Origin of the sequence: Pantoea endophytica, assembly GCF_002858935.1 — a bacterium.
GTDB lineage: Bacteria > Pseudomonadota > Gammaproteobacteria > Enterobacterales > Enterobacteriaceae > Pantoea > Pantoea leporis.
Genome location: NZ_PJRT01000033.1, coordinates 373,616 through 398,512, shown reverse-complemented (window position 1 = coordinate 398,512; position 24,897 = coordinate 373,616). Strand labels below are relative to the sequence as shown.

General features: G+C 55.8%; 23 protein-coding genes. 10 read left to right on the top strand and 13 right to left on the bottom strand.

The window, feature by feature from the left end:
* Positions 1 to 67 precede the first annotated feature (67 nt).
* Positions 68 to 550, top strand: a complete 483-nt coding sequence (locus tag PZBJ_RS22535; RefSeq protein WP_101764368.1) for an Xre family toxin-antitoxin system antitoxin — start codon at positions 68 to 70, stop codon at positions 548 to 550.
* Positions 550 to 1,050, top strand: coding sequence for an RES family NAD+ phosphorylase (locus PZBJ_RS22530; protein WP_101764367.1), 501 nt, complete (start codon positions 550 to 552; stop codon positions 1,048 to 1,050). Before PZBJ_RS22535 ends, PZBJ_RS22530 begins: the two co-directional genes overlap by 1 nt.
* Before the next feature lie 281 nt (positions 1,051 to 1,331).
* Here PZBJ_RS22530 and PZBJ_RS22525 read toward each other — a convergent pair whose 3' ends face one another.
* Both PZBJ_RS22525 and PZBJ_RS22520 read right to left on the bottom strand, forming a co-directional pair.
* Positions 1,332 to 2,594, bottom strand: a complete 1,263-nt coding sequence (locus PZBJ_RS22525; RefSeq protein ID WP_101764366.1) for an acid phosphatase — start codon at positions 2,592 to 2,594, stop codon at positions 1,332 to 1,334.
* Positions 2,595 to 2,669: 75 nt separating this feature from the next.
* Positions 2,670 to 2,909: a hypothetical protein gene (locus tag PZBJ_RS22520; RefSeq protein WP_101764365.1), complete on the bottom strand. Its 240-nt coding sequence runs from the start codon at positions 2,907 to 2,909 to the stop codon at positions 2,670 to 2,672.
* Between the two features lie 250 nt (positions 2,910 to 3,159).
* On the opposite strand from PZBJ_RS22520, the gene hpxO reads away from it, so the two are divergent.
* Positions 3,160 to 4,317 (top strand): FAD-dependent urate hydroxylase HpxO, encoded by a 1,158-nt coding sequence (hpxO, locus tag PZBJ_RS22515; RefSeq protein WP_101764364.1) that lies wholly within the window; start codon positions 3,160 to 3,162, stop codon positions 4,315 to 4,317.
* 25 nt (positions 4,318 to 4,342) lie between these two features.
* Here the strand turns inward: hpxO and dcp are convergent, their stop codons facing one another.
* The 5 genes from dcp to guaD all read right to left on the bottom strand — a co-directional run bounded on the left by dcp (position 4,343) and on the right by guaD (position 12,356).
* Complete coding sequence (dcp, locus tag PZBJ_RS22510) at positions 4,343 to 6,391, bottom strand: peptidyl-dipeptidase Dcp (RefSeq protein WP_101764363.1); 2,049 nt, start codon at positions 6,389 to 6,391, stop codon at positions 4,343 to 4,345.
* A 72-nt stretch (positions 6,392 to 6,463) separates the two neighbouring features.
* Positions 6,464 to 7,246, bottom strand: coding sequence for a xanthine dehydrogenase accessory protein XdhC (xdhC, locus tag PZBJ_RS22505; protein WP_101764362.1), 783 nt, complete (start codon positions 7,244 to 7,246; stop codon positions 6,464 to 6,466).
* Entirely contained in the window at positions 7,233 to 9,599 is a 2,367-nt protein-coding gene (xdhB, locus tag PZBJ_RS22500; RefSeq protein WP_101764361.1) for a xanthine dehydrogenase molybdopterin binding subunit, read from the bottom strand. Before xdhB ends, xdhC begins: the two co-directional genes overlap by 14 nt.
* A complete protein-coding gene (gene xdhA / locus PZBJ_RS22495; RefSeq protein ID WP_101764360.1) occupies positions 9,589 to 11,031 on the bottom strand; it encodes a xanthine dehydrogenase small subunit in 1,443 nt (480 codons plus the stop codon). The genes xdhB and xdhA overlap by 11 nt, the downstream gene beginning before the upstream one ends.
* Positions 11,028 to 12,356 carry a guanine deaminase gene (guaD, locus tag PZBJ_RS22490; RefSeq protein ID WP_101764359.1) on the bottom strand — a complete coding sequence of 443 codons (1,329 nt, stop codon included), beginning with the start codon at positions 12,354 to 12,356 and terminating at the stop codon, positions 11,028 to 11,030. Before guaD ends, xdhA begins: the two co-directional genes overlap by 4 nt.
* A gap of 384 nt (positions 12,357 to 12,740) precedes the next feature.
* Here guaD and ydfG point away from each other — a divergent pair, with 384 nt between their 5' ends.
* Positions 12,741 to 13,487, top strand: coding sequence for a bifunctional NADP-dependent 3-hydroxy acid dehydrogenase/3-hydroxypropionate dehydrogenase YdfG (gene ydfG, locus PZBJ_RS22485; RefSeq protein ID WP_101764358.1), 747 nt, complete (start codon positions 12,741 to 12,743; stop codon positions 13,485 to 13,487).
* 127 nt (positions 13,488 to 13,614) lie between these two features.
* Here the strand turns inward: ydfG and PZBJ_RS22480 are convergent, their stop codons facing one another.
* Positions 13,615 to 13,944 (bottom strand): YnfA family protein, encoded by a 330-nt coding sequence (locus PZBJ_RS22480; protein ID WP_192233901.1) that lies wholly within the window; start codon positions 13,942 to 13,944, stop codon positions 13,615 to 13,617.
* Positions 13,945 to 14,074: 130 nt separating this feature from the next.
* On the opposite strand from PZBJ_RS22480, the gene PZBJ_RS22475 reads away from it, so the two are divergent.
* Both PZBJ_RS22475 and PZBJ_RS22470 read left to right on the top strand, forming a co-directional pair.
* Positions 14,075 to 14,410 carry a DUF1283 family protein gene (locus tag PZBJ_RS22475; protein WP_101764357.1) on the top strand — a complete coding sequence of 112 codons (336 nt, stop codon included), beginning with the start codon at positions 14,075 to 14,077 and terminating at the stop codon, positions 14,408 to 14,410.
* Positions 14,411 to 14,462: 52 nt separating this feature from the next.
* Positions 14,463 to 14,759 carry a DUF1161 domain-containing protein gene (locus PZBJ_RS22470; protein WP_101764356.1) on the top strand — a complete coding sequence of 99 codons (297 nt, stop codon included), beginning with the start codon at positions 14,463 to 14,465 and terminating at the stop codon, positions 14,757 to 14,759.
* A gap of 31 nt (positions 14,760 to 14,790) precedes the next feature.
* On the opposite strand, the gene PZBJ_RS22465 is transcribed toward PZBJ_RS22470, so the two are convergent.
* Positions 14,791 to 16,251, bottom strand: coding sequence for an MDR family MFS transporter (locus PZBJ_RS22465; protein WP_101764355.1), 1,461 nt, complete (start codon positions 16,249 to 16,251; stop codon positions 14,791 to 14,793).
* A gap of 384 nt (positions 16,252 to 16,635) precedes the next feature.
* On the opposite strand from PZBJ_RS22465, the gene PZBJ_RS22460 reads away from it, so the two are divergent.
* Genes PZBJ_RS22460 through osmV form a run of 4 tightly spaced genes read left to right on the top strand, consistent with a single transcriptional unit; the run spans position 16,636 to position 20,088 of the window.
* A complete protein-coding gene (locus PZBJ_RS22460; protein WP_101764354.1) occupies positions 16,636 to 17,352 on the top strand; it encodes an ABC transporter permease in 717 nt (238 codons plus the stop codon).
* Between the two features lie 16 nt (positions 17,353 to 17,368).
* Complete coding sequence (locus PZBJ_RS22455; protein ID WP_008108905.1) at positions 17,369 to 18,295, top strand: glycine betaine ABC transporter substrate-binding protein; 927 nt, start codon at positions 17,369 to 17,371, stop codon at positions 18,293 to 18,295.
* A 9-nt stretch (positions 18,296 to 18,304) separates the two neighbouring features.
* Positions 18,305 to 18,952, top strand: coding sequence for an osmoprotectant ABC transporter permease OsmW (gene osmW / locus PZBJ_RS22450; protein WP_064738719.1), 648 nt, complete (start codon positions 18,305 to 18,307; stop codon positions 18,950 to 18,952).
* A complete protein-coding gene (gene osmV / locus PZBJ_RS22445) occupies positions 18,952 to 20,088 on the top strand; it encodes an osmoprotectant ABC transporter ATP-binding protein OsmV (RefSeq protein WP_101764353.1) in 1,137 nt (378 codons plus the stop codon). Before osmW ends, osmV begins: the two co-directional genes overlap by 1 nt.
* A gap of 144 nt (positions 20,089 to 20,232) precedes the next feature.
* Here osmV and PZBJ_RS22440 read toward each other — a convergent pair whose 3' ends face one another.
* The 4 genes from PZBJ_RS22440 to PZBJ_RS22425 form a co-directional block, all read right to left on the bottom strand.
* Positions 20,233 to 21,606, bottom strand: coding sequence for a nucleobase:cation symporter-2 family protein (locus tag PZBJ_RS22440; protein WP_101764352.1), 1,374 nt, complete (start codon positions 21,604 to 21,606; stop codon positions 20,233 to 20,235).
* A gap of 178 nt (positions 21,607 to 21,784) precedes the next feature.
* Positions 21,785 to 22,489, bottom strand: a complete 705-nt coding sequence (gene bioD / locus PZBJ_RS22435) for a dethiobiotin synthase (protein ID WP_101764351.1) — start codon at positions 22,487 to 22,489, stop codon at positions 21,785 to 21,787.
* 102 nt (positions 22,490 to 22,591) lie between these two features.
* Positions 22,592 to 23,809, bottom strand: a complete 1,218-nt coding sequence (gene mlc, locus PZBJ_RS22430; protein WP_101764350.1) for a sugar metabolism global transcriptional regulator Mlc — start codon at positions 23,807 to 23,809, stop codon at positions 22,592 to 22,594.
* Positions 23,810 to 23,943: 134 nt separating this feature from the next.
* Entirely contained in the window at positions 23,944 to 24,840 is an 897-nt protein-coding gene (locus PZBJ_RS22425) for a LysR family transcriptional regulator (protein WP_101764349.1), read from the bottom strand.
* Positions 24,841 to 24,897 lie beyond the last annotated feature (57 nt).

Sequence of the window (24,897 nt, the reverse complement as noted above, 5' to 3'; positions counted from 1 at the left end):
ACCCCTGCGCAGTGATGTACACTTGAGCTATCAAAATGTTCAAATGAACATTGTTCAGGAGGTTGTTATGACAACTGCATCCCCATTCAATCACGGCAATGCCGCACGCGTCTTCGATCCCACGCTGATCCAGCACGCTCAGCAATCGTTTATGGATCAAATGGGCTTACCGCGTAATCCGCTGAAAGCGCACCAGTTGATCACCGAAGGTCTGGATGTCGGCATCGTTGAACGCGCGGCCACGGTGCTGAAAGCAACGCCGCTGGATGTGGCCCAGATGGTGTCTATCGATCGCAATACCTATCGCCGCCGCGAGAAAGCCGGATCGCAACTTTCGGTGGAGCAAGGTGCGCGCGTGTATCAGGTGTTCGAAATTCTGGATGCCGTATTGCAATTATTTTCCGGTGACGTTGACGCTGCCATGCGCTGGATGTATCAACCTGCGTTGGCACTGGATGATGCATTGCCGATGGAGATGCTGAGCACGCCTGCGGGTTGTGATGCGGTGTTAACGCTGATTGGTCGCCTGGAACACGGAGTAATTGTGTAATGACGCAACGGAAGGAACCGGATGCTCCCTATCGGCTGTTTTATCGACTCGTGAAAGAAGAGTACGCCAGCGAGGCATTTAGCGGCGCTGGCGCTGAAAAATGGGGCGGACGCTGGAATCCGCCCGGCATTAAGACGGTGTATCTCAGCAGTTCAAAGGCGCTCGCCACGCTGGAACTGGTGGTGCATGCCGGTAAAGCGATGCTGGAGAAAAGTCGCTTTGTGATTTTTACTCTGCCGATTCCTGAAAGCGAAATCATGGCGCTGGACAGCAATAAACTGCCCGACGATTGGCAGAAGTATCAGCAGCAAGAAGAGACACAGGCGATTGGCGCCGCATTCCTCGATGTGCAAGGCGGCTTTCCTTTGCTGTTAACGGTGCCCAGCATTTTGACCGGCGAAGACAACGCCATTCTCAATCCCGACCACCCCGCCGCTGCGGCCCTATTTGCACAAGCTACTTCAGCGCCCTTCGCGCTTGATCGCCGGATTAAAGCGTGACGAGGGTATTGCTTCAGTGCGAGTTGTTGAAAAGGACACATTTGCTAAAGGCGCTGGCGCGTCTGCTGCGGCAAAAGGGCTATCCACAGCGCTGAGGATTTTACGTTGGGCCAGGAGCCTCACGCATGGATGCGTGAGGCAGTTCGGGGCCGGCCAGGACGGCCGATCCCCGAACGGTCCGTTGGCACAACGTAGAAGCCGAAGGCACCGCGCTAGCGGCGCGAGGACGGCCCGTGACGCAGCAGATGTGTCTGCGCCCGCACCGAATTTAAAGCAAAATATCAACGCGCCGGTTTCGCTAAAGCATACGCCGCCGTTAAATCCACACGTTGCCAGAATGACTGATCTGCATCATTGCCAGACAGCGGATAGCCGTTTGGCAGCGCGCTTTTCACCATCAGGCTACGAATCTGCGCATCAGACAGCTGCGGCAACGCGGTTTTTAGCAGGATCTCCGCGCCCTGCGGGACTTTGACAGGCGCGTTCTGCACATTGGCTCTCGGCAGGTTGTAACTCATGGTGAAACGATAGAACTGCTTCATCGCCGGTGAGCGATATGGATCGTCCTTGCCATTGCTGCGCGCACACTCTGCCAGCGACGTGCCACACTCTTTTTCCAGCGCGGCACGCAACTGATTACGCGCTTCCCTAAACAGTGCCTGATAGCGCGCATCGTTGAGATAATTCGCCACGTTGCGCTGCGCTACCATGCGCGAACCCATCACATCCAGCGGGTAATGCACGCCCAACACTAAACGCGAATAACCGTAGCGTGCGCCGCGCGTCACCAATGCTTCAAAACGTTCCGGCACCATTTCGGCCAGCAACAAAGCATCGGTATAACCGGTGTTGGTGTGACCACTCGGGAAAGAGCCGCCGTCGGCGGTGTAACGCACGTTATCCTTCACCACTACATCGTCCGGCACCAGATGGATGCTGTTGCCTTCACGCAGGAACGGCCGCGGATAGTTAAAGTGCTTTTTCGCCGCGCTGGTGCTGACTTCACTGGCTTTAATTAGCGCGGCGGCCTTACCTATCTCACCTTTGTCGTAAGCGGCGAGGAAGGCTTTGCCAAGGCGCGGACCAAGCGCATCGGAGAGGAAATAGAGATAGCTGATGGCTTCTGCATCGGCCAGAGCCTGATGACGCACATTTTGCGTGGCGTTCAGGTTGATGTGGGTGACGGTGGCTTGGCTGGCATCAAGTACGCTGGCGGGCAACGTGCTAAAGCCCGAAAGCAGCGCAATTCCGGCCTGCTGGTTCTCTTTCATTTTGAAATCGTAGCCGCTGTTTTTCAGCCACTGCGTGTCTGCCTGTTTCGCGGTCTGTTTGGCTTTTTCCAGTTGCTCGCGCGTCAACGTGCTGCTGTCACCTTGCAGCGCCTGACGTTCAGCCTGTAGCGATTGCTGCTCGAGATCGCTATAAGCGGAGGTGGAACCGGTAGAGGTTAAGCCTGCCAGCGCGGCCGCATCGGGCAGTGAAACCGCATGTGCCTGCTGTGCCAGCAGAATAACCGTTGCAATCAAAGTGAAGCGGGTTTTCATTATTTTCCCCTGTTATCAGAATATTACCTTGCCGGGGAAACACGCTAGCACTCGGTTATGACAGATTTATTTCACTTAACGACACTGACTGGCACAGTTTTGTACGCAAATTTGTGCCAGCGAGCCGCAGCCGCCGTTATTGTCATTTTTACACTGTGATTGCTGCACATAGCAGTTTTGCTGACAGGCTGAAACATCGCACTTCGCGGCAATCGGCGTCAGCTGCACCACCGGTGCTTTTCGCTCCGGCTGCCATTGCGGTTGTGCCAGCACGCTGGCGCTGAACAGCAAGGTAAAAGCCATTATCCATTTCATGATTGAGTCCTCGCAGAACGGGTGTAATGAGTATGGCTGCTGCGGGGCCAATTACCATGCTGAAACAATCGATTCACTCTTTCACAGAAGTTGCTCTGCTGCAGTGCATGGACGTGCGCCACTGTAGTGCAGAGCGGCAAGATCAGATGCTGCTTCGTTGATTTTAAATCAATGAGTTAGCCTCCATTCGGCCAACCTTCCAACCTGGTACAAAAGTTGCAGTCTTTAATGCATAGCAAAGGAGACGGATATGAAAGCGATTGTGATTGGCGCGGGCATTGGCGGTATGAGTGCTGCGATTGCGCTGGAGAAAGCGGGTTTTGACACCGCCGTATTTGAAGCAGTGAAAGAGATGAAGCCGGTGGGTGCGGCGATCTCTATCTGGCCCAACGGCGTGAAATGTCTCAACGCGTTGGGCATGAAAGAGCCGCTGCGTGCACTGGGCGGCAACATGGCGTTTATGGCTTATAACGATGCGCACAGCGGTAGCACGCTCACCCGCTTCAGCATGAAACCGCTGGTGCAGCAGGTGGGGGAATATCCCTATCCGGTGGCGCGCGCCGAATTGCAGGCGATGCTGATCGATACCTACGGACGTTCGCGCATTAGCTTTGGTAAACGCGTCACGCAGGTTGAGCAAACCGAGCATGGCGTCACCGCCTGGTTTGATGACGGTAGCCAGGCCGAAGGTGATTTTCTGATTGCCGCCGATGGTACGCACTCGGTGATCCGCCACTATGTGCTGGGTGAAAGCGTGGAACGTCGTTACGCCGGTTACGTCAACTGGAACGGCCTGGTGACAATTGATGAAGCGATTGCGCCCGCCGATCAATGGACCACTTTTGTCGGCGAAGGCAAACGCGTGTCGCTGATGCCGGTCAGCGATAACCGCTTCTACTTCTTCTTTGATGTTCCGCTGCCAAAAGGCTTGCCGGAAGATCGCGCAACGTTGAAAAACGATCTCAAAGGCTACTTCAGCGGCTGGGCCGAACCGGTGCAGCGTCTGATTGAACGCCTCAATCCGGAAACCACCAACCGTGTGGAAATCCACGACATCGAACCGTTTAGCCGTTTTGTTAAAGGTCGCGTGGCGTTGCTGGGCGATGCCGCACACAGCACCACGCCGGATATCGGGCAAGGCGGTTGTGCGGCGATGGAAGATGCGGTGGTGCTGGCGCAGACGCTGGCGTCACACTCTTTAGGGATTGAGGATGCGTTGTTGCGTTATGAAGCCCGTCGTGTGGAGCGCACCAAAGATTTGGTGTTGAAAGCCCGTAAGCGCTGCGATGTGACCCACGCTAAAGACGCGGAAGTGACGGCGGCATGGTATGCAGATTTGAAAAACGAAACCGGCGAGCGCGTGCTGGCCGGCATGTGCGATACCATTGAAGGCGGTCCGCTGGGTTGAACCAGCGTCGCCATCAATGGCGGTTCTACGACTCTAATCCACGATTTTTCAGCATAGGGCCGATCTCCGGCTCTTTGCCGCGCCACGCCAGCCACAGATGCTGCAAATCGGTGCTGTTACCGCGTGACAGAATATGTTCGCGGAACTGCTGACCGTTTTCACGTGTTAATCCACCGCGTTCAACAAAGGCTTGATAGCCATCATCGGCGAGCATCTGCGTCCAGATATAGGCGTAATAACCGGCTGCATAGCCGCCGCCCCAGATATGGCGGAAATAGCTGGAGCGATAGCGAGGCGGAACCGTCGCCAGCGCAATGTTTTCGGCAGCCAGCGCCTGCAGCTCGAAGTGGCTGACGTCCTGCGGATTGTCGTGCGTGGTCAGTGAATGCCACTGCAGATCCAGCAGCGCGGCGGCCAGCAGCTCGGTCATGTCGTAACCTTTGTTGAACTTTGCGGCGCGAACCATCTTGTCACGCAGCTCAGCAGGCATCGCCTCGCCGGTTTTGTAGTGGCGCGCATAGTTGGCAAACACCGCCTCGTTGCTGGCCCAATGCTCATTAATCTGCGACGGGAACTCGACAAAGTCGCGCGGCGTGGCGGTGCCCGACAAGCTCGGATAGCGTTGCGTGGCGAACAAACCGTGCAGCGCATGACCAAACTCGTGGAACAGCGTGATCACTTCATCCCAGCTCAGCAGCGCCGGCTGGCCTGCCTGCGGCTTGGTGTAGTTGCACACGTTGTAGATCACCGGTTTGGTGCCGAGCAGCGTGGTTTGGTCGACGAAATTACTCATCCACGCGCCGCCGCTTTTGTTATCACGCTTAAAGAAATCGGTGTAGAACAGCGCCAGCGGCGTGTCGTCGGCATCGAAAATCTCGTAAACGTTAACGTCCGGATGATAAACCGGCAGATCGTGGCGCTGGCTAAAGCGAATGCCAAAAAGCTGGCTGGCCGACCAGAACACACCTTTTTCCAGCACGTTATTCAGCTCAAAGTACGGGCGGATTTGGCTCTCATCCAGCGCGTATTGGGCTTTACGCACCTGCTCGGCATAAAAACTCCAGTCCCAGGCGCGCAGCGGAAAACTGTGATGCGCGGCTTCAATGGCCTGCTGAATGTCGGCGGCTTCGCGTTCCGCGCGGGCCCGCGCGGCAGGGACAATATTGCGCATAAAGGCAAAAGCCGCCTCCGGCGTTTTCGCCATCTGATCCTGCATGCTCCATTCGGCATAGGTTTTGAAACCGAGCAAACTCGCCTGCTGCGCGCGCAGTTGCGCCATGCGTAACACGATGTCGCGCGTGTCGTTATCATCGCCCTGCTCGCTGCGTGTTAGCGCCTGCTGGAACAGCGCTTCACGCGTGGCGCGCACTTCCAGCGCCTGCAGCGCCGGTTGCTGCGTGGTGTTTTGCAGCGCAATCAGCCATTCGCCGTGCAAGCCGCGTGCTTCGGCCGCCGCTTTGGCATGCGCCAGCTCTTCTTCACTTAATCCGGCCAGCGCCGCAACATTGCTCACCACGTAAGCACCGGCTTTGGTGGCCGCCAGCAACTTATTGCCGAAGCGGGTGCTGAGGCTCGCCAGCTCCTGATTGCAGGCGCGCAGCTGGGTTTTATCCGCTTCGCTCAGGCTGGCACCGGCCAGCTGGAAATGCTGCCAGGTGACTTCCGCCAGACGCATCGCTTCGGCATCCGGGCACTGCGAACCGCGATGCTGGTAAACGGTATCGAGGCGAGCAAACAGCTGGCTGTTCAGGTAGATTTCATCATTGAGCGCGGTGAGTTGCGGGGTAATCAGCTCATCGATTTCCTGCAGCCGATCGCTGGTGTTGGCGGAAGTCATGGCACCAAACACCAGATTCACGCGCTTCAGCAACTGGCCGCTGCGTTCCAGCGCCTCAAAGGTGTTGGCGAAGGTTGGCGCGTCAGGATTGCTGGCGATCGCCGCCACTTCGCGCCGTTTCTCTTCAATCCCCGCTTCCAGCGCCGGCAGAAAATCCTCTTCCTGAATCTGGTCAAATGGCGGGGTTTGATACGGCAAGGTGCTGGCGGTGAAAAACGGATTGGCTCGTGAATTCATTATCGCTCCTGATAATCAGCAACGCCGCACGGTGGCGGCGGGATGGTTCTATCCTGGCAGTTTCCTCGTCACTCAACAACTTATCGCCTGCTGTTGATAAACGCTGATGATTTCTCCCGCCACCGCGACGGCAATTTCCGCCGGTAACTTGCCCTTCACATCCGCCAAACCAATCGGGCAGCGCAAACGTGCGAGGGAATCTGCCGCAATGCCTTTGCCCTCTAAGCGATAGCGAAAGCGCTGGGCTTTAGTGGCAGAACCAATCACACCGGCATAGCGAAAATCGCCCCGGCGCAAGATCGCTTCGCTGAGCGCCAGATCGAGTGGATGATCGTGCGTCATCACCACAAAATAGCTGTCGGGCGCGGCTTCCTGCACGCAGTCAATCGGATCCTCAACCTGACGCACCGTCACGCCGGGCGGCACGGCGCGAAACTGCGCGGCGCGGCTGTCAATCCACGTGATGCGGCACGGCAAAGTGGCAAGCAGATTTACCAGCGCCTGGCCAACGTGACCTGCACCGTACACCTGGATTTCCGGCTGCTGCTGCATCAGCGGTTCAAACAGCAAAGTGGCGTGACCACCGCAGCATTGGCCGAGACGTGCAGCCAGCGCAAACTCTTCACTGCGCGGTTGAGTGCAGCGCTGCTGCAGCATCTCTCGCGCCTGCGCAATGCATTGATATTCGAGATGGCCGCCGCCAATGGTGAGAAAAGTGTCAGTGGCGCTGACCACCATTTTGCTACCGCGATCGCGCGGCACAGAGCCCCGCTCGCTGAGCACGGTAATCAGTACGCAGCTTTCGCGTTTTTCCCGCAGGCTGTGCAACACGCTGATCCAGTCATGATAAATCATGGTCCGCTCCTGATAAGCGCTGAATCCCCCAGAATACTCGCTCCGGCGTGGCGGGTGCGTCCAGCTGCGGATGGCGACGATAGTTATCAACGCTGGCAACCGCATCCTGCAATGCGCACCACACGGCGATGCCCAACATGAACGGCGGTTCGCCGACGGCTTTGGAGTGGAACACCGTGTCCTGCGGGTTTTTGCGGTTCTCAACCAGCGTGACGCGCAAATCACTGGGCACATCGCTGATCGCCGGGATTTTGTAGCTGGCCGGGCCATCGGTGAGCAATTTGCCCTTGTCGTTCCACACCAGTTCTTCGCAGGTGAGCCAGCCCATGCCCTGCACAAAACCGCCCTCAACCTGGCCGATATCAATGGCCGGATTCAGCGACGCGCCCACGTCATGCAAAATGTCGGCGCGCAGCAAGCGGTATTCGCCGGTCAGCGTATCCACCAGCACTTCGCAGCAGGCCGCGCCGTAGGAGAAGTAATAGAACGGTTTGCCGCGTCCGGCGGCGCGATCGTAATGGATGCCCGGCACTTTGTAGAAACCGGTGGCAGAAAGCGGCACCTGATTAAGCCACGCTTGCTGTGCAACCTGGGCGAAGGTGAAGTGTTTCTCGCCGACTCGCACGATTCCGTTGCTGAAATGCACCGTGTCAGCCGCGCATTGATGTTGCTGACACAGCATCTCGGTCATGCGATCGCGCAGAATTTGCGCCGCATTTTGCGCCGCTTTGCCGTTGAGATCGGCCCCGCTGGACGCTGCGGTTGGCGAGGTGTTGGGCACTTTGCCGGTATCGGTGGCGGTCACCTGAATCTGGCTGATATCAATCTGCAGCACTTCCGCCACAATCTGCGCCACTTTGGTGTTTAAGCCCTGGCCCATTTCGGTGCCGCCGTGATTGAGCTGCACCGTGCCATCGGTGTAAATCAAAATCAGCGCGCCGGCCTGATTGAGGAAGCTGGAGGTAAATGAGATGCCGAATTTCACCGGCGTCAGCGCCAGTCCGCGTTTCATAAAACGGTTGCTGGCGTTAAATGCGCTGATGTCACGACGCCGCGCGGCGTATTCGCTGCTGGTTTCTAATTGCTCCGTCATCTCATCCAGCAGATTGTCTTCCACCTGCTGGTGGTAATGGGTGATGTTGCGATCGGTTTTGCCGTAATAGTTACGTTTGCGCAGTTCGAGCGGATCTACTCCCACTTCGCGCGCGACGTGATCCATGATCTGCTCAATCGCCACCATGCCTTGTGGCCCGCCGAAGCCACGGTACGCGGTGTTCGAGGCGGTATGTGTGCGGCAGCGATAGCCGGTAATCAGTGCATCGCCGAGGTAATACGCGTTATCGGCGTGGAACATCGCACGATCGACAATCGATCCGCTAAGATCGAGCGAATAACCGCAGTTGCCGGCCAGATCGATCTTCACGCCGCAGAAGCGACCATTATCATCGACGCCGACATCGTAGCGGACAAAAAACGGATGGCGTTTGCCGGTGATCTGCATATCGTCGCGGCGCGCCAGACGCATTTTTACCGGTTTTCGCAGCTGACGCGCGGCGATGGCACACAAACACGCCACGCCCGCCGCCTGCGTCTCTTTACCGCCAAAGCCACCGCCCATGCGCCGCATATCAATGGTGACTTTGTTCATGGTGATGCCCATCACTTCCGCCACCAGTTTCTGCACTTCTGTGGGGTTTTGCGTCGAGGAGAACACCTGCAAGCTGTCATCTTCGCCGGGGATCACCAGCGCCGTCTGGGTTTCCAGATAGAAATGTTCCTGACCGCCGATGTGAAATTCGCCCTGAATACGGCGTGACGCCCGCGCCAGCGCAGCGTCAGCATCACCGCGTTGGTGAATGTGCGGCTGCTGTACAAAGAAACGCTGTTCCAGCGCTTCACGCACGTCGAGGACGGCCGGTAGCGCTTCGTACTCAACGATCGCCGCTGCGGCACCGGCACGCGCCGCTTCGGGTGAATCAGCGGCGACGGCAATGACGATTTGACCGAAATATTCGATTGTGTCCTGCGCCAGCAGCGGATCGCCCGGTTCGAGCGGACCGACATCGTTGAGGCCCGGCACATCGCGCCACGTCAGCACGCTGACTACGCCCGGCACCGCGTAACATGGCTGCACATCCAGTTTGGTGATGCGCGCATGCGCATGCTCGCTCAGACGCGGATAGAGATGCAGCAATCCCGGCAGATCCGGCTTGTCGTCGATATACAGCGCTTCACCGGAGACATGCTTGTCGGCACTTTCATGTTTATTGCTGCGCCCGACGCCCGTTTGCATGTCGGTGGCAAACTGGGCTTTGAGCAGCGTTTCGTTCAGTTCCGGACGGTTATGAGACATAGCGCGATACCTCAGTAATGGTCAGCTCGCCAGACGCTTGTGCGTAGTAGCGGCGCAACAGATTGCGCGCCACCTGCAGGCGATAATCGGCGCTGGCACGGAAGTCGCTTAGCGGCTGGAAATCCTCACTCAGCGCGGCGCAGGCTTTTTCGATGGCGCTGAGATGCAGCGGCTGGCCCAGCAGTTGTGCTTCAGCCGCCAGCGCGCGTTTCGGCGTGGCGGCCATACCCCCAAAGGCGAGCCGCGCTTTCACAATTACCCCTTCCGCGATGTGCAGATTGATAGCGGCGAAAACCGCGGAAATATCATCATCCAGCCGCTTAGCCACTTTCCACGCCGCAAAGTTGGGTGACACCGTCACTTTGGCGATGGTGATGCTGCGAATGAATTCACCCGGCAGCAAGACCGTTTGGCGATATGCAGTAAAAAAATGGTCGAGCGGGACTTCTCGCCTCTTTTCACCCTGCTGCAAAACCAGACGCGCATTTAAAGCCAGCAGCATCGGCGCGCAATCACCAATCGGCGATGCGTTACCAATATTGCCGCCGAGCGTGCCCTGATTACGAATTTGCAATGAGGCAAAACGCTCCAGCATGCTGCTAAACGCTGGAATGTGCTGTGCTAAAAACTGATAGCAATGCTGCAATGAGGCGGCAGCACCGAGATAAAGATGCGTTTCATCTTCGTGGCAGACCTTCAACTCATCAATCTGCTCCAGCGCGATCAGCAGCGGCAAGCGCTGATATTGCTGAGTGATTTGCAGCGTCAGATCGGTACCGCCAGCCACCAGACGGGCTTCAGGATATTGCTGATAGAGCTCGGCGAGTTGCGCTACTGTTTTCGGCAGATAGCAGCGGCTGCCCGCGGCTTCGATGATCTGTACTTCATCGTTGCTGAGCGCCTGTAAACGCTGTACTAGCGCGGGTCCATTGGCGCTGAAGGCATCTGCATCAGGTTGTTCACACGCCTGCTGCGCCGCATCCATGATCGGACGATAGCCGGTGCAACGACATAAATTACCCGCCAGCACCTGTTCTGCCTGATGTCGGTCCCAGCCAGCGCTGTTTTTCTGCAGAGTAAACAGCGACATCACAAAACCCGGCGTGCAGTAGCCGCATTGCGAGCCGTGGCAATCCACCATCGCTTGCTGCACGCTGTGTAGTTCGCGGCCCTGCTTGAGATCTTCCACGGTAATCAATTGCTTGCCTTGCAGGCTGCTGACCAGCGTCAAACAGCTGTTCACCGCCTGATACTGCATCTGCCCATCGACGACTTTACCGAGCGTGACGGTGCAGGCACCGCAATCGCCAGACGCGCAGCCCTCTTTGGTGCCGCGACGCTGCTGCTGGCCGCGCAGGTAGTTAAGCACGGTGAGATTGGGATCAAGCTCGTGTTCGGTGACTAAACGATCGTTGAGTAAGAATTGGATCATGCGATTTGCTCCTCACTTTCGCGCTGCCAAACCGGCTTGCCGCTCACCCAGGTTTGCGCGATGTTGCGGTCGTCGCCAAGCGTCATCATTACAAACAGCCGCTCCCAGATGTCTTTGCTGTTGGCATTGCGCAGCTTCTGCAGCGGCGACACCGCCGCATCGAGTACCACGAAATCGGCCTCTTTGCCGGGGTTAAAATTGCCGATAACGTCATCCAAATCGAGCGCGTGCGCGCCGCCTAAGGTGGCGTGATAAAACGCTTCGCAGGCGCTGAGTTTGTATTGCTGTAGCTGGCCGACTTTGTAGGCTTCGCCCAGCGTTTGCAGCAGATTAAATGTGGTACCTGCGCCAACGTCGGTGCCAATGCCCATGCGCACGCCCTGCTGCCAGCAGCGTTTGATGCTGAATAAGCCGCTGCCGAGGAACAGGTTTGAGGTCGGGCAGAAGGCAATTGATGAATCGGTGTCATGCAGGCATTGCCACTCTTGATCTTCCAGATGCAGGCAGTGCGCGAACACACTACGTTTGCCGGTAAGTTGGTGATGATGATAAACATCAAGATAGCCTGCGCGCTCCGGGAATAGCGCTTTTACCCAGGCGATCTCCTGCGGATTTTCACTTAGGTGCGTGTGCATCCAGACATCAGGAAACTCCTCGCGCAGCTGACGCACTTTATCCAGCAATTCCGGCGACGAGGTCGGTGCAAAGCGCGGCGTGAGCGCATAGCTCAGGCGACCGCGCTGATGCCAGCGCTCAATCAGTTCACGCGTGTGCTGATAACTCTCTTCCGGGGTTTCGGTCAGGTATTCCGGCGCATTGCGATCCATCATCACTTTGCCAGCAATCAGCCGCATATCCAGCTGCTGCGCGGCGCTGAACAGCGAGTCGACCGACTGCTTATGCACGGTGCCGAACACCAGCGCGGTGGTGGTGCCATTCGACAGCAGCTGATGCAGGAAGAACGCCGACATTTTTGCCGCGTGATCGGGACAGTGATATTGGCTCTCCACCGGGAAGGTATATTGGTTGAGCCACTCCAGCAGCTGTTCGCCAAAGGCGCCGATCATCTCGGTTTGCGGATAATGAATATGGGTGTCTATAAAGCCGGGCACAATCAGTTTGCCGCGCAGATCGGTGACGTGCGTGGGATCAACGCGCCCTTCCGCGATTTGCCAGCTTTCCAGGCTGACCACTTTGCCGTCACGCAGCGTTAATAAGCCATCTTCGAGATAGCGCGCGTTGGCAGCGATGTCGTCTGGCTGCGCGGCCAGAGCGGTGAAATCAAAGAAGCTGGCGCGCAGCAGCGTTTCGGGTGCGTAAGGCATAATGGTTCCTTGGTGCTTTTTTATTAGTGCAGGTGATTGCCTTAAAGATAGTTTGCAAAGCGCATGCCAATGCAAAGAACAAAAAATACTGTTTACTTTCAATATAATAGGTTGTTCTGATGCGTTTTTGTGTCAAGCTTAACGAGCAAACGTATGCGCAACCGGTTGCCTGCAATCGCAAACGGTTGCGATTTAACATTGCGGCGAGTTTTGCCGGGCATGGCGTGTTTATCGCCTGTTGAGATGCGTCTTTGTGGTGCGCTAATGCACTCGTAATGTGCAGGAAAAATCCTGCAACACGCTGCTTTGGGTTTTCATGAGCATGGGTTCGAGGTTAATGCTAAGGTGTGGCTGATAACCTGAAATCGTATAAGGAACAGTGAGATGATTATTTTTGTTACTGGCGCAACTGCTGGTTTTGGTCAAAGTATCACCCGCCGCTTCATTGCTACAGGTCACAAAGTGATCGCCAGCGGACGTCGCGCTGAGCGTTTAAAAGAGCTGAAAGATGAGTTGGGCGATAATCTGTATACCGTTCAGCTGGACGTGCGTAATCGCGCCGCCATCGATGAAGCGATCGCCTCCCTGCCCGCTGAATGGCGCAATATTGATGTGCTGGTTAACAATGCTGGCCTGGCGTTGGGTGTGGAACCGGCGCACAAAGCCAATATCGAAGACTGGGAAAATATGATCGACACCAACAACAAAGGTTTGGTGTACATGACGCGTGCGGTGCTGCCGGCAATGGTTGAACGCAATGTTGGTCATATCGTGAATATCGGTTCGATTGCCGGCAGCTGGCCTTACTTGGGTGGCAACGTGTATGGCGCGACCAAAGCGTTCGTGCGCCAGTTCAGCCTGAATCTGCGTACCGACCTGCACGGCACCGCGCTGCGCGTGACCGATATCGAGCCAGGTTTGGTGGGCGGCACCGAGTTCTCAAACGTGCGCTTCAAGGGCGATGACGATAAAGCGGGCCAGGTTTATGAAGGCACCACCGCACTGACGGCGGAAGATGTCACCGAAGCGGTGTATTGGGTGACGACGCTGCCGAAGCACGTCAACATCAATACGCTGGAGATTATGCCGGTGACGCAAACCACCGCGGGACTGAAGGTGCATAAAGGTTAATCGCGGTTACACGCTGTTTGATCGAAATATCCGGGGCGACCATCCTGTGAGGCGCTCCGGCGGCTTTTGCCGCGACGATCTCATGGGGATGTTTCCCCCTGATATCGCACGCCGGTGTGGCCGATGATTACGCGCGGCCCCAACCGGTTACGATAATCAACATGCCGCTCAAGGCGACCAGCGCGCCAACCCAATCCCACGTACTCAGTTTTACGCCATCCACCACGCGCAGCCAGATTAGCGCCGTCAGCACATATACGCCGCCATAGGCCGCATAAACGCGCCCGCTCGCGGCAGGATGCAACGTCAACAACCAGACAAACAGCGCCAGACTTGCCGCGGCTGGCACCAGCAGCCACGCCGTCATGCCCTTCTTCAACCACAGCCACGGCAGGAAACAGCCAACAATTTCCGCTATCGCAGTGATAAAAAACAGCAAGGCGGTTTTGACCAGCATAGAAAATCTCTCGCTAAGCTAAACAAAGCGCTCACCGCTGGTGAGCAAAGAAGCAGCGATGATATACTAGCGGCCATGGTTGTTACAGCCGCGATCCCGGCTGTGCTGGTGTTAACTGAAGGAAATGACGATGAAAAAACTGTTTTCCGCCCTGCTGGCTACCGTGGTGACGTCGAGCCTGTTAATGGCTGCGCCCATCGCTGCGGCCAAAACCGATCGCCTGATTATTGAAGATGGCAGCAGCGCCTCCAGTAATGAAGCCGCGCGCCAGAGCAAAGAGCAGTGGAACGATACCAAAAACCTGCGTAACAAGGTCAATACGCGCGTTGAGAAAGAGTTCGATAAAGCGGACAAAGCCTTTGATACACGCGACTCCTGCGAAAAGAGCTACAACGTTAACGCCTATTGGGAACCGAATACGCTGCGCTGCCTCGACCGCCGCACCGGACGTCCAATTGCACCTTAATCGTTTATCACTGCTATAGTTTTGACAGGATTTCTGACCAAAGGAGTGAATGATGAAAAAACGTAATGCAGTTCTGCTGATGGCGATGTTGTCGCTGCCGGTATTGGCGCAGGCGTCTTGTGAAAGCGTCAAAGCGGACATCAGCAAAAAAATCATTAACAACGGCGTCGCCGAATCGGACTTCACGCTGGATATCGTGGCCAATGATCAAGCCGATCAGGTCGGCGGCCAGGTTGTGGGTCATTGTGAGAACGACACACAGAAAATCGTCTACAAGAAAAATGGCCGTGATGGTGACAGCACCGTGCCAGACAGCGTGGGCAGCTCTCAGGATACGCCAGCGCAGTAAACTTTCGGGCGGCTCTCTGGCCGCCCTGCTTTTACTCCACTTCCGGCCTTTGCCGCGGCATTATCCACGCCACCCACAACGTTAGCAGCGCAATCAGCAACGACACTACAAACACCCAATGTAAAGAACTGGCGATTTGTCCGGTCCAGTCATGCAATGTCGCCTCCGACAGCGCCTGACGGCTTTCAGGCGACATGATTTTCTGCATCGGATCGTCAGCCTGCGGCAGACGCAGCGACAAGTTAAGGTTCAGCACTGCGCCCAATAACGCGGTACCAATCGCCGAACCGATCATGCGGCTGAACATGATTGAGGCGGTGCAAATGCCGCGAATGTCGTAATGCGCATGGTTCTGTACCGATACCAGAAACGTGGTGCTGGTCATGCCCATGCCGGTGCCAATCACAAAGGCGGTGAATCCGGCCTGCACGATTGAGCTGTCGCTGCGCAGTAGCAGCAGTAATGCGCTGCCCGCAATCAGCAGCAGCGCGCCCAACTGCGCGGTGAAGCGATAGGAGGTGATAAGCATCAACCTACCGCTCAATGTACTGGCCAGCGGCCAGCCAATCGACATCATCGCCAGTGCGCTGCCGGCCTGCAGCGGCGTGCCGCCGGTGATGCCCTGAATCCAGGTTGGTAGAAAGGCGCTGATGCCCATCATACTGGCACCGATGATCAGGTTGCCGATGTTGCCAGCAACGATGAGCCGGCTGCGCCAGATTTCCAGCGGGAACAGCGGCGCATCAGCACGCTGTTCATGCTGTTTTAAACGCCAGGCAGCAATGACCGCCAGCAGCAGGAACGGCACCAGCCAGAAACCGAGCACTTCTGCCTGCAGCAGCGCGACCAGCAACGCCGTTACGCAGATCATCAGCCAGCAGCTGCCGGTGAGATTGAGCGTGGTGGCCTGATTTTGTTCACGCGATGGAAGAAAACGCGCCAGCAGCAGCATGGCGATGGCGCCAATCGGCACGTTGACCCAGAAAATCACCGACCAGCTAAAGTGCTGCACCAGCCACGCGCCGCTCAGCGGACCAATGATTGCCGCCACGCCCCAGACGCTGGAGAGCCAACCCTGGACGTTGGCGCGTTCGCGCGGCGAATAGACGTCCGCCACAATGGTGGACGTTAGCGGCATAATCGCGCCGGCACCTAACCCCTGAAAAGCGCGAAACAGGATCAGCCACGCCATGCTGTGGGCAAATCCGCACAGAATCGATCCCAGTAAAAATAGCGAAACACCGATAAACAATAGCCGTTTGCGGCCCCACATATCTGCCAGTCGGCCATACAGCGGCACGCTGACGGCTTGCGTCAGTAGATAGATGGAAAATACCCAGCCAAACTGCGAAAAGCCGCCAAGATCGGCAATAATGGTCGGCATGGCGGTGGCCACGATGGTGACTTCAATCGCCGCCATAAACATAGCGAGCATGCAGCCGATAAGAATCCAGTGGCGATGTTCCGTGTTCAATTCTGCAGTTTCAGTCATACGTCTCCTTAATTTCTAACAAGGCTAGCTCAAAATTCGCCAGACCAGTTTCCTCTGCGTGCGACCTATCTGTGACGACGTCACTTATTTCGATGAATATTTTTTATTGTCGAATGATGCCTTATTCCACGCGGGTTAGATGGCGTTTTTTATTATTTCTATCTGTCTGATTTTGCCGCAAAAACTAGCGCTTATCGACAAGCATTGCTATAGGTCTAAGCGGTGCTTTCCAGATATTCACTGAAAAAGCATCTGATAACAGTCATTTTAACTGCAATTTAACGGGGTGAAGGATTTTCGTATGTGTGCGTTTTAACACTGCGCCGTCATCCTGGGAATGACATTACCTATCGAACGATTTCTTGAATCAGGGAGACACTGGCTATGCAAAATGCATCGCTCGCCCGCCGCGCTGGGCTGGCTCTGCTCGCGATTGTTGCGGTGATTGCCCTGCTGGTTTGGGGGCTGGGGCTGAATACGCTGCGCGACCGGCGGGAAGATTTGGTTTATCTCGGGCAGCAGCATCTGTTTTTAGTGTTTTGGTCAATGTTCTTTGCGTTACTGGTGGGCATTCCCAGCGGCATCCTGCTTAGCCGTCCGTTCGCTCGTCGCTGGGCAGAGTACGTGATGCAAATTTTCAACGTGGGTAACACGCTGCCACCGCTGGCGGTATTGGCGCTCGCGATGGTGATTGTCGGTATCGGCGATCGTCCCGCGCTGATTGCCCTGTTCCTCGCCTCGCTACTGCCAATTGTGCGTAATACTTTTGCCGGTTTAAGCGCGGTACCGCCGTCGCTGATTGAAGCCGCCAACGGTATAGGTATGACGAAGTTTCAGCGTTTGCGTCAGGTGGAAATTCCCAATGCGCTGCCGGTGATTCTGGCAGGCGTGCGCATCGCCACGGCGATTAACGTCGGTACCGCGCCATTGGCGTTCCTGATCGGCGCCAGCAGTTTTGGTGAGCTGATCTTCCCCGGCATCTACCTCAACGACTTCCCTACGCTGATCCTCGGCGCTGTGGCCACCGCGCTGGTTGCGCTGGTGCTCGACATGCTGCTCGCGGCATTGGGACGTTATCTCAGCCCGCACTCTGCGGCTTAACACAAGGAGCTTTGTGATGGCCACTGCCAACAAACTGGCGCGCTGGGTTAAACGTACTGCGCTGGCACTCACCGCGACGCTGGCAATCAGCCAAAGCGCCGCGGCTGCAACACCGATTACCATGGCAACTAAGAGCTTTACGGAGCAGCACATCCTCTCCGCGATGACAGTAATCTGGCTGCAAAAGAAAGGTTTTCAGGTGATCCCCAAGACCAATATCGCCACCACTATTGGTCGTAACGCGATGATCAATAAACAGATTGATATGACATGGGAGTACACCGGTACTTCGCTGATCATCTTTAACCACATTAATAAGCCGATGTCGACCGAAGACGCGTATAAAACGGTGAAACAGCTGGATGCGAAGTTAGGGCTGGTGTGGCTCAATCCTGCACCGATGAACAATACCTATGCGTTTGCCATGCAACGCGATCGTGCGGAGAAAGAAGGCATCAATACCATGTCGCAACTGGTGGCGAAGCTGGAAGAGGTACGCAAGAACGATCCGGATCATAACTGGAAACTGGGTTTGGACCTGGAATTCTCAGGCCGCTCCGATGGTCTTAAGCCATTGCAGAAAGCCTACAACATGCCGCTCGATCGTCCGCAGATTCGCCAGATGGATCCCGGCTTGGTTTACAACGCGATTCGCGATGGCTTTGTTGATGCCGGTTTGATCTACACCACCGATGGCCGCGTGAAAGGGTTCGAACTCAAAGTGTTAGAAGATGATAAGCACTTCTTCCCAAGTTACAACGTCACGCCCGTAGTGCGTCAGGATGTGCTGGAGAGCCATCCGGGTTTGGATACGGCGCTCAATCAACTCTCCGCGTTGATTAATGACGAAGCGATCACCGAGATGAATAAGCGTGTCGATATTGATCATCAGTCGCCGCAACAGGTGGCGCGTGATTTCCTTCAATCCAAGAACATGCTGTAAGGAGGCGCTGTGGATACCTTGCATTACATCATGAATAACTGGCACACCTTGATGACGCTCACCTGGCAACACACGTGGCTGGTACTGGTGGCGGTCGGTTTCGCCATCATCGTTGGCGTACCGCTGGGCATTTTGATTGTGCGCTTTAAGTGGCTGGCCACGCCGGTGCTCGGCATCGCCACTATTGTGTTAACCATTCCCACCATCGCGTTGTTTGGTTTGATGATTCCATTGTTTTCTATGATCGGTCAGGGCATTGGCGCCCTTCCCGCTATCACCGCCGTGTTCCTCTACTCGCTGCTGCCGATTGTGCGTAACACCCACACCGCGCTGGAGAATTTGTCTCCCGGACTGCGTGAAGCCGGTCGCGGGATTGGCATGACCTTCTGGCAGCGTCTGCGCTGGGTAGAAATTCCGATGGCGCTGCCGGTGATTTTTGGCGGTATTCGTACAGCGGTGGTGATGAACGTCGGCGTGATGGCGATTGCCGCCGTGATTGGTGCGGGCGGTTTGGGCCTGCAACTGCTCGACGGGATCAGCGGCAGCGATGTGCGCATGTTGATTGCCGGTGCCTTGATGATTTGTTTGCTCGCGATTGTGCTTGATTGGCTGCTGCACCGTTTGCAGTCGGCGCTGACTCCTAAGGGGATTCGATAATGATAAAACTGGAAAACCTGACGAAAACCTTTACGCAAAAGAACGGCACATCACTCAATGCCGTGGACAACGTCAGCCTTGAAGTGCCTGCCGGGGAAATGTGCGTGCTGCTCGGCCCATCGGGTTGTGGCAAAACCACCACCCTTAAGATGATTAACCGTTTGATTCCCTCCTCAAGCGGCAGGATTTTGATCAACGGTGAAGACACCAGCGGACAAGATACCGTCACCCTGCGCCGCAATATTGGCTATGTCATCCAGCAGATTGGTCTGTTCCCGAATATGACCATCGAGGAGAACATTACCGTGGTGCCGCGCATGTTGGGTTGGGATAAGAAGCGCTGCCGCGAACGCGCCACGGAATTGATGAGCATGGTGGCGCTCGATCCGACCAAGTTCCTGCATCGCTATCCGCGCGAAATGTCCGGCGGTCAACAGCAGCGTATTGGCGTGATTCGCGCGCTGGCCGCGGATCCACCGGTATTGCTGATGGATGAACCTTTCGGCGCGGTCGACCCAATCAACCGTGAAGTGATTCAGAACGAATTCCTTGAGATGCAGCGCCAGTTAAAGAAGACCGTGATGCTGGTTAGCCATGATATTGATGAAGCGCTGAAGCTCGGCGACCGCATTGCGGTGTTTGGTCAGGGGAAAATTGTGCAGTGCGCCAGCCCGGATGAGCTGTTAGCCAAACCGGCGAACGACTTTGTTGGCTCCTTTGTCGGTCAGGACCGTACGCTGAAACGTTTGTTGCTGGTGCAGGCCGGCGATGTCACCGATCAGCAGCCCACCATCACCGTGCAGCGTAATACGCCACTGCAGGAGGCCTTCGCCACCATGGACGATAACGATATGCGTTCGGTGACGGTAGTTGATGAAGATGGCAAGCCACTGGGATTTGTGAAGCGGCGTGAAGCGCGCGGCGCCACTGGCCGCTGCGAAGAGATGCTGCATACCTTTAAAGTGACCGGCAAAGCGGAAGAAAACCTACGCGTGGTGCTGTCGAAGCTGTATGAGCACAACACGGTGTGGATGCCGATCGTCGATGAGGAAGGTCGTTATAGCGGCGAGATATCGCAGGATTACATTGCCGATTATCTCAGTTCTGGACGTACGCGCCGTCGGTTGAATCCGTAAAACCCTAAGCAGTCGCCGAGGGGCATATGGCAGATCGTAAAGTCGCCATAAATCATCCCTGAGGCTCAGCCCGCGCCTTCCCTGGCGCGGGATGCTTTACTCCTCTGCCATATGCCCCTCGGCTATTTGACTCCGTGCGCTTTGTTAACGCGACTCCTCAGCCGTTTTTGCCGCCACTGCTTCGCTGCGCTCTGAAGGCAGCACGACATTCAAAATAATCGCCAGTATCCCGCCAGTAGTCACCGCGTGACCAAACAGGTTGCTGATCAGTGTCGGGAACTGTTTCAGCACTTCAGGTACCGCTTCGACACCCAAACCGATACCAAACGACACGGCAACAATCAGCATCTCGCGACGGCCAAGCGGCGTTTGCGTCATCACGCGGATGCCGGCCGCCACCACGCTCCCAAACATCACGATGGTCGCGCCGCCCAGTACCGGCGGTGGAATCTGCTGCAGCATATAGCCAATCGCCGGGAACATACCGAGCAGCACCAGCATCACGCCGATCACCATGCCAACATAACGGCTGGCAACGCCGGTCATTTGGATGACGCCATTATTTTGCGCAAAAGTGGTGTTGGGAAAGGCAGAGAACACGGCGGCGAGCAAGCAGCTGATGCCATCGGCGAAAATACCGCCCTGCATGCGGCGCTCAAACGCTTCGCCTTCAATCGGCTGCTGCGACAACATGCAGTTCGCCGTGAGGTCGCCCACCGCTTCAATCACGGCTATCACCGATACCAGCGCGATGGGAATGAAGATGGTCCAGTCGAAGGCAAAACCAAAACGGAACAGCGCCGGCATTACCAGCCACGGCGTATCATCCATTGGCTTAAGGGTGAGATGGCCGGTTAACGCTGCGGCGATACAGCCCGCAGCAATGCCGGCCACCACCGCAACCAGCCGCGTCCAGCGATTTTGCGAACGGTTAAGTACGATAATCACCAGCAGCGTCAAGGCACCGAGCGCCAGATTGCCGGGCGCGCCAAAATCGTTGGCGTTATGGCCGCCAGCCCAATCGGTGATGCTGACTTTAATCAGGCTGATACCAATTAAGGTAATAACGGTGCCGGTAACCACCGGCGTCAACACTTTGCGTAATGGCGCGATGCAGCGGCTGATCAACATCGGAATCATCGCCGCCACCAGGTTGCAACCAAAGATCATCGCCATGATCTCTTCTGGCGATCCGCCGCGCGCTTTGACCATCAATCCGCCCGACAGAATCACCCCGAGAAAGGCAAAGCTGGTGCCCTGCAGGCAGATCATGCCTGCGCCAATGCCCATAAAGCGGCGCGCCTGCAGGAAAGTACCGAGACCGGAAACGAGCAGTGACATACTGATCAGATAAGGGATCCATGCCTGTAATCCCAACACGGAACCAATAATCAGCGGCGGCGTAATGATGCCCACTACGCTGGCCAGCACATGTTGCAGTGCGGCACAAAATGCAGGCAATGGACCGATGCGGTCATTCAGCCCATACAACAAACCTTTCTCATCTGATTGCGACATACAGGTGCTCCGGCAAGATATTCATCAGAGCTGCTGATGCATGAATCACGCCAGAACAAGGGGTTTATTAAAAATTGGAAATAAGATATTGAATATTCTGGCAATTAATTCAGTAAAGAGGAGGGCTGAATCTGAAATCTTAGATTCAGCCATTGATCATTTGCGGCTTTTTGTTTCATCAAGCCGCAGGCTTTGCACTGTTGTCGTGCGTAATATTGTCATCGAGCAGTGAAACATCCAGATAACCACTCAGTTCCCGCTGTTCTGCGCGCGGCAGATAAGGCAACTCGCCTAGTAAAGGTGCGCCTAGCTTTTCTCTCAAAACATCAATAATTTCAGCGTAATGCGCCAGACCGGGATTAATACGGTTGGCTACCCAACCCACGAGTCGCAATCCATCCTGCGCAATCGCCTCGGCGGTCAGTAAAGCGTGGCTGATGCAACCTTCTTTAATGCCGACTACCAACACAACGGGTAAATGTTCCTGCCGCACCCAGTGGGACAAAGGCTGTAAGTCGTTCATTAAACTGCGCCAGCCGCCGGTGCCTTCTACCACCACGCGCGCGGCGCGCTGCTGCAAATCGTTTAGACTGCGGCTGAGCAACGGATAATCTATACGCTGCGACGCGCTGGTGCTGATTTCATCCTCTTGTAAGGCGATAGGATTGACGGCGGAATAATCGAGAGCGAGACCTGAAGCCTGCTGTAATAACAGGGCATCTTTATTACGTAAGCCTTCAGATGTGAGTTGCGCGCTTTTGGCGACAGGTTTGAAGCCTGCGGCGCACAGATTCGCCTTGGCAAAGCACTGCAATAATGCGCGTGATACCACGGTTTTACCCACCGCGGTGTCGGTACCGGTGACAAAAAGCGTTTTCACCATTCTCCTCCTTCATTAAAGCGATGTGTAACGTGCGAAGGAGGCAGTTTAAGGAAATGTTTTCGCGGGCAGATTGCGTTAGGACAAACTTAAGGTGAGCTGTAATTATCCCTGCAACAGTTTTACCAATAAATGGCCGCTATAGAGCGCGTCTTTTATCAGTGCGGCGCCGCCAAAGGTGCCGGGATCGCTGAAAGCCGTTGGTGTGAGCTGGATTTCACTGCTATATGCGGGCAAGGCTTGTTGTCGAATGGTACTGCTCACCGCAGGGAACAGCACATCGGCGGCCTGATTCAGCGGCGAACCGATAAGGATTTGTTGAGGATTAAAGATGTTTACCATCATCGCCAGCATACGGCCAATATGGTGTCCGACGCCCGCAATCACATCACGCGCCAGGCGATCGCCCTGCTGCGCGGCTGCGCATAAGCTCTCAATCGTCAACGGCGTCTGATGCAATACACTGTCCGGCTGCGACGGCAAACGCTGGGCGGTGAGATTAAGCAAGCTTCCGATGCTGGCGACGGTTTCCAGACAGCCATTATTGCCGCAATAACACTGCTGGCCGTAAGGATCGATTTGCGTATGACCAATTTCCACCAGCGTACGACCATTTTTGTGCAGCAGTTGTCCGCCGCTGATCACGCCCGCGCCGACGGTTTCATCAATCACAATCTGAATCACATGTTGCGCGCCACTGGATGCGCCAAACAGCGCTTCGGCTAACGTCCAGGCGGAAATATCATGCTGCACGAACACCGGCAGACCGGTGCGCTGCGCCAGCGTTTCTCCCAGCGGCATATCCTGCACGTCATAACCCGGCATACGATGGACCACGCCAGAAGCGGCGTTGATCAATCCTGGCAAGGTAATGGCGATGGCGGTCAAACGCTCCAGCTTGCTTTGGTGGCGAATAAAGAAGTCATTCACTGTCTCGTGCAAGGTTTGCAGCAGTGGTTTGTCGGCGCTGGCGTGCAGCGGCAGGCGATCTTCCTGCAGCGCGCGGCTGCTGAGATCGCGCAGCGTCAGCGTAATAAATCCGGGCTGAATGCGCACGGCGAGATAGTGCCAGGCGAGCGTATCGAGGATCAAACCAATCGCGGGACGACCGCGACTGCCCGGTTCCTGAAATTCAGTTTCCTGAACCAGATGGGCATCGAGCATTTCACGCACGATTTTGGTAATGCTGGCGGGTGCTAACTGGGCACGTTTAGAAAGCTCAATACGCGAAATCGGGCCGTAAAGGTCAATCAGTCGGTAAACCACACCTGCGTTGGTCTGTTTTATCTGATCAATATGACCAGGTTGACTGTACAGATTCACGCCCAGCTCCCATTATTTTCGCGCTTCTAAATAAACAGCAGCTATGGTGATGCAGATTGACCAGCAGCGTCAAATATTTGATTAGAAATGTGATTTATCGCACATAAAGTTTGGGCCCTCATTCAACTGCGGACTCAATTCTCTGCATTTTGCAGCATCAGCGACATCATATTGGTCATTTGCGCCGTTGGTTCTCGCGTCGCTGACCAGACCAGCCAAACTTCAGAAATCGCGTCGCACTCCTGCAATGGAATCCACACCACATCAGCCAGACGTGCACGGCTGAATGACGCCGGCAGAATAGACACGCCGAGTCCGGTCGCCACCAGACCAAGAATGGTCATCGCCTCGCCCACTTCCTGCGTAATAAAAGGTTTGATTTGATAGCGATGCAGCAGCGCCAGGATTTCACCGTATAACGCAGTGCCGCCTTGCGGATCGAAAAATACAAACGGCTCGTTGGCTAATGCCTGAATGGAAATCGACTCTGCATCGGCCAGCGGATGCGCCCAATGCACTACCGCGCATAGCGGCTCACGCAGTAGCACGCGGTGCTGCAGATCGCTGGGGAGCGGCGTATTGCGCATCACACCAAGATCGAGTCGAGCATCATGAAGTGGCGCAAGCTGCTGCCGCGTGTTGTTCTCCTGCATCTGAATGTGTACTTCTGGCCAACGCTGACGGAATTGGTACAGCGCGTCAGAAACCAGACCGGTAAACGGCGCTGAGGAGGTAAAGCCGATGCGCAACTCGCCCTCCTGCCCGCTATGCACGCGTGCGGCGCGGCGGGCGGCCTGCTCGACCTGTAACAAAATGGCACGCGCATCCTGCAAAAACAGTGCGCCGGCGGGCGTGATCTGTACGCTGCGATTGGTGCGGGTAAACAGCTGCGCGCCAATTTCCTGCTCCAGCTGCTGAATCTGCTGGCTTAGCGGCGGTTGCGAAATATTCAGGCGCTGCGCGGCGCGGCCAAAATGCAGTTCCTCCGCGACGGCAACGAAATAGCGTAAATGACGCAACTCAACATTCATATTTTAAACGTCTCATTTGAGATTATTAATATATTGTACAACCTATTCGCCCTTTCC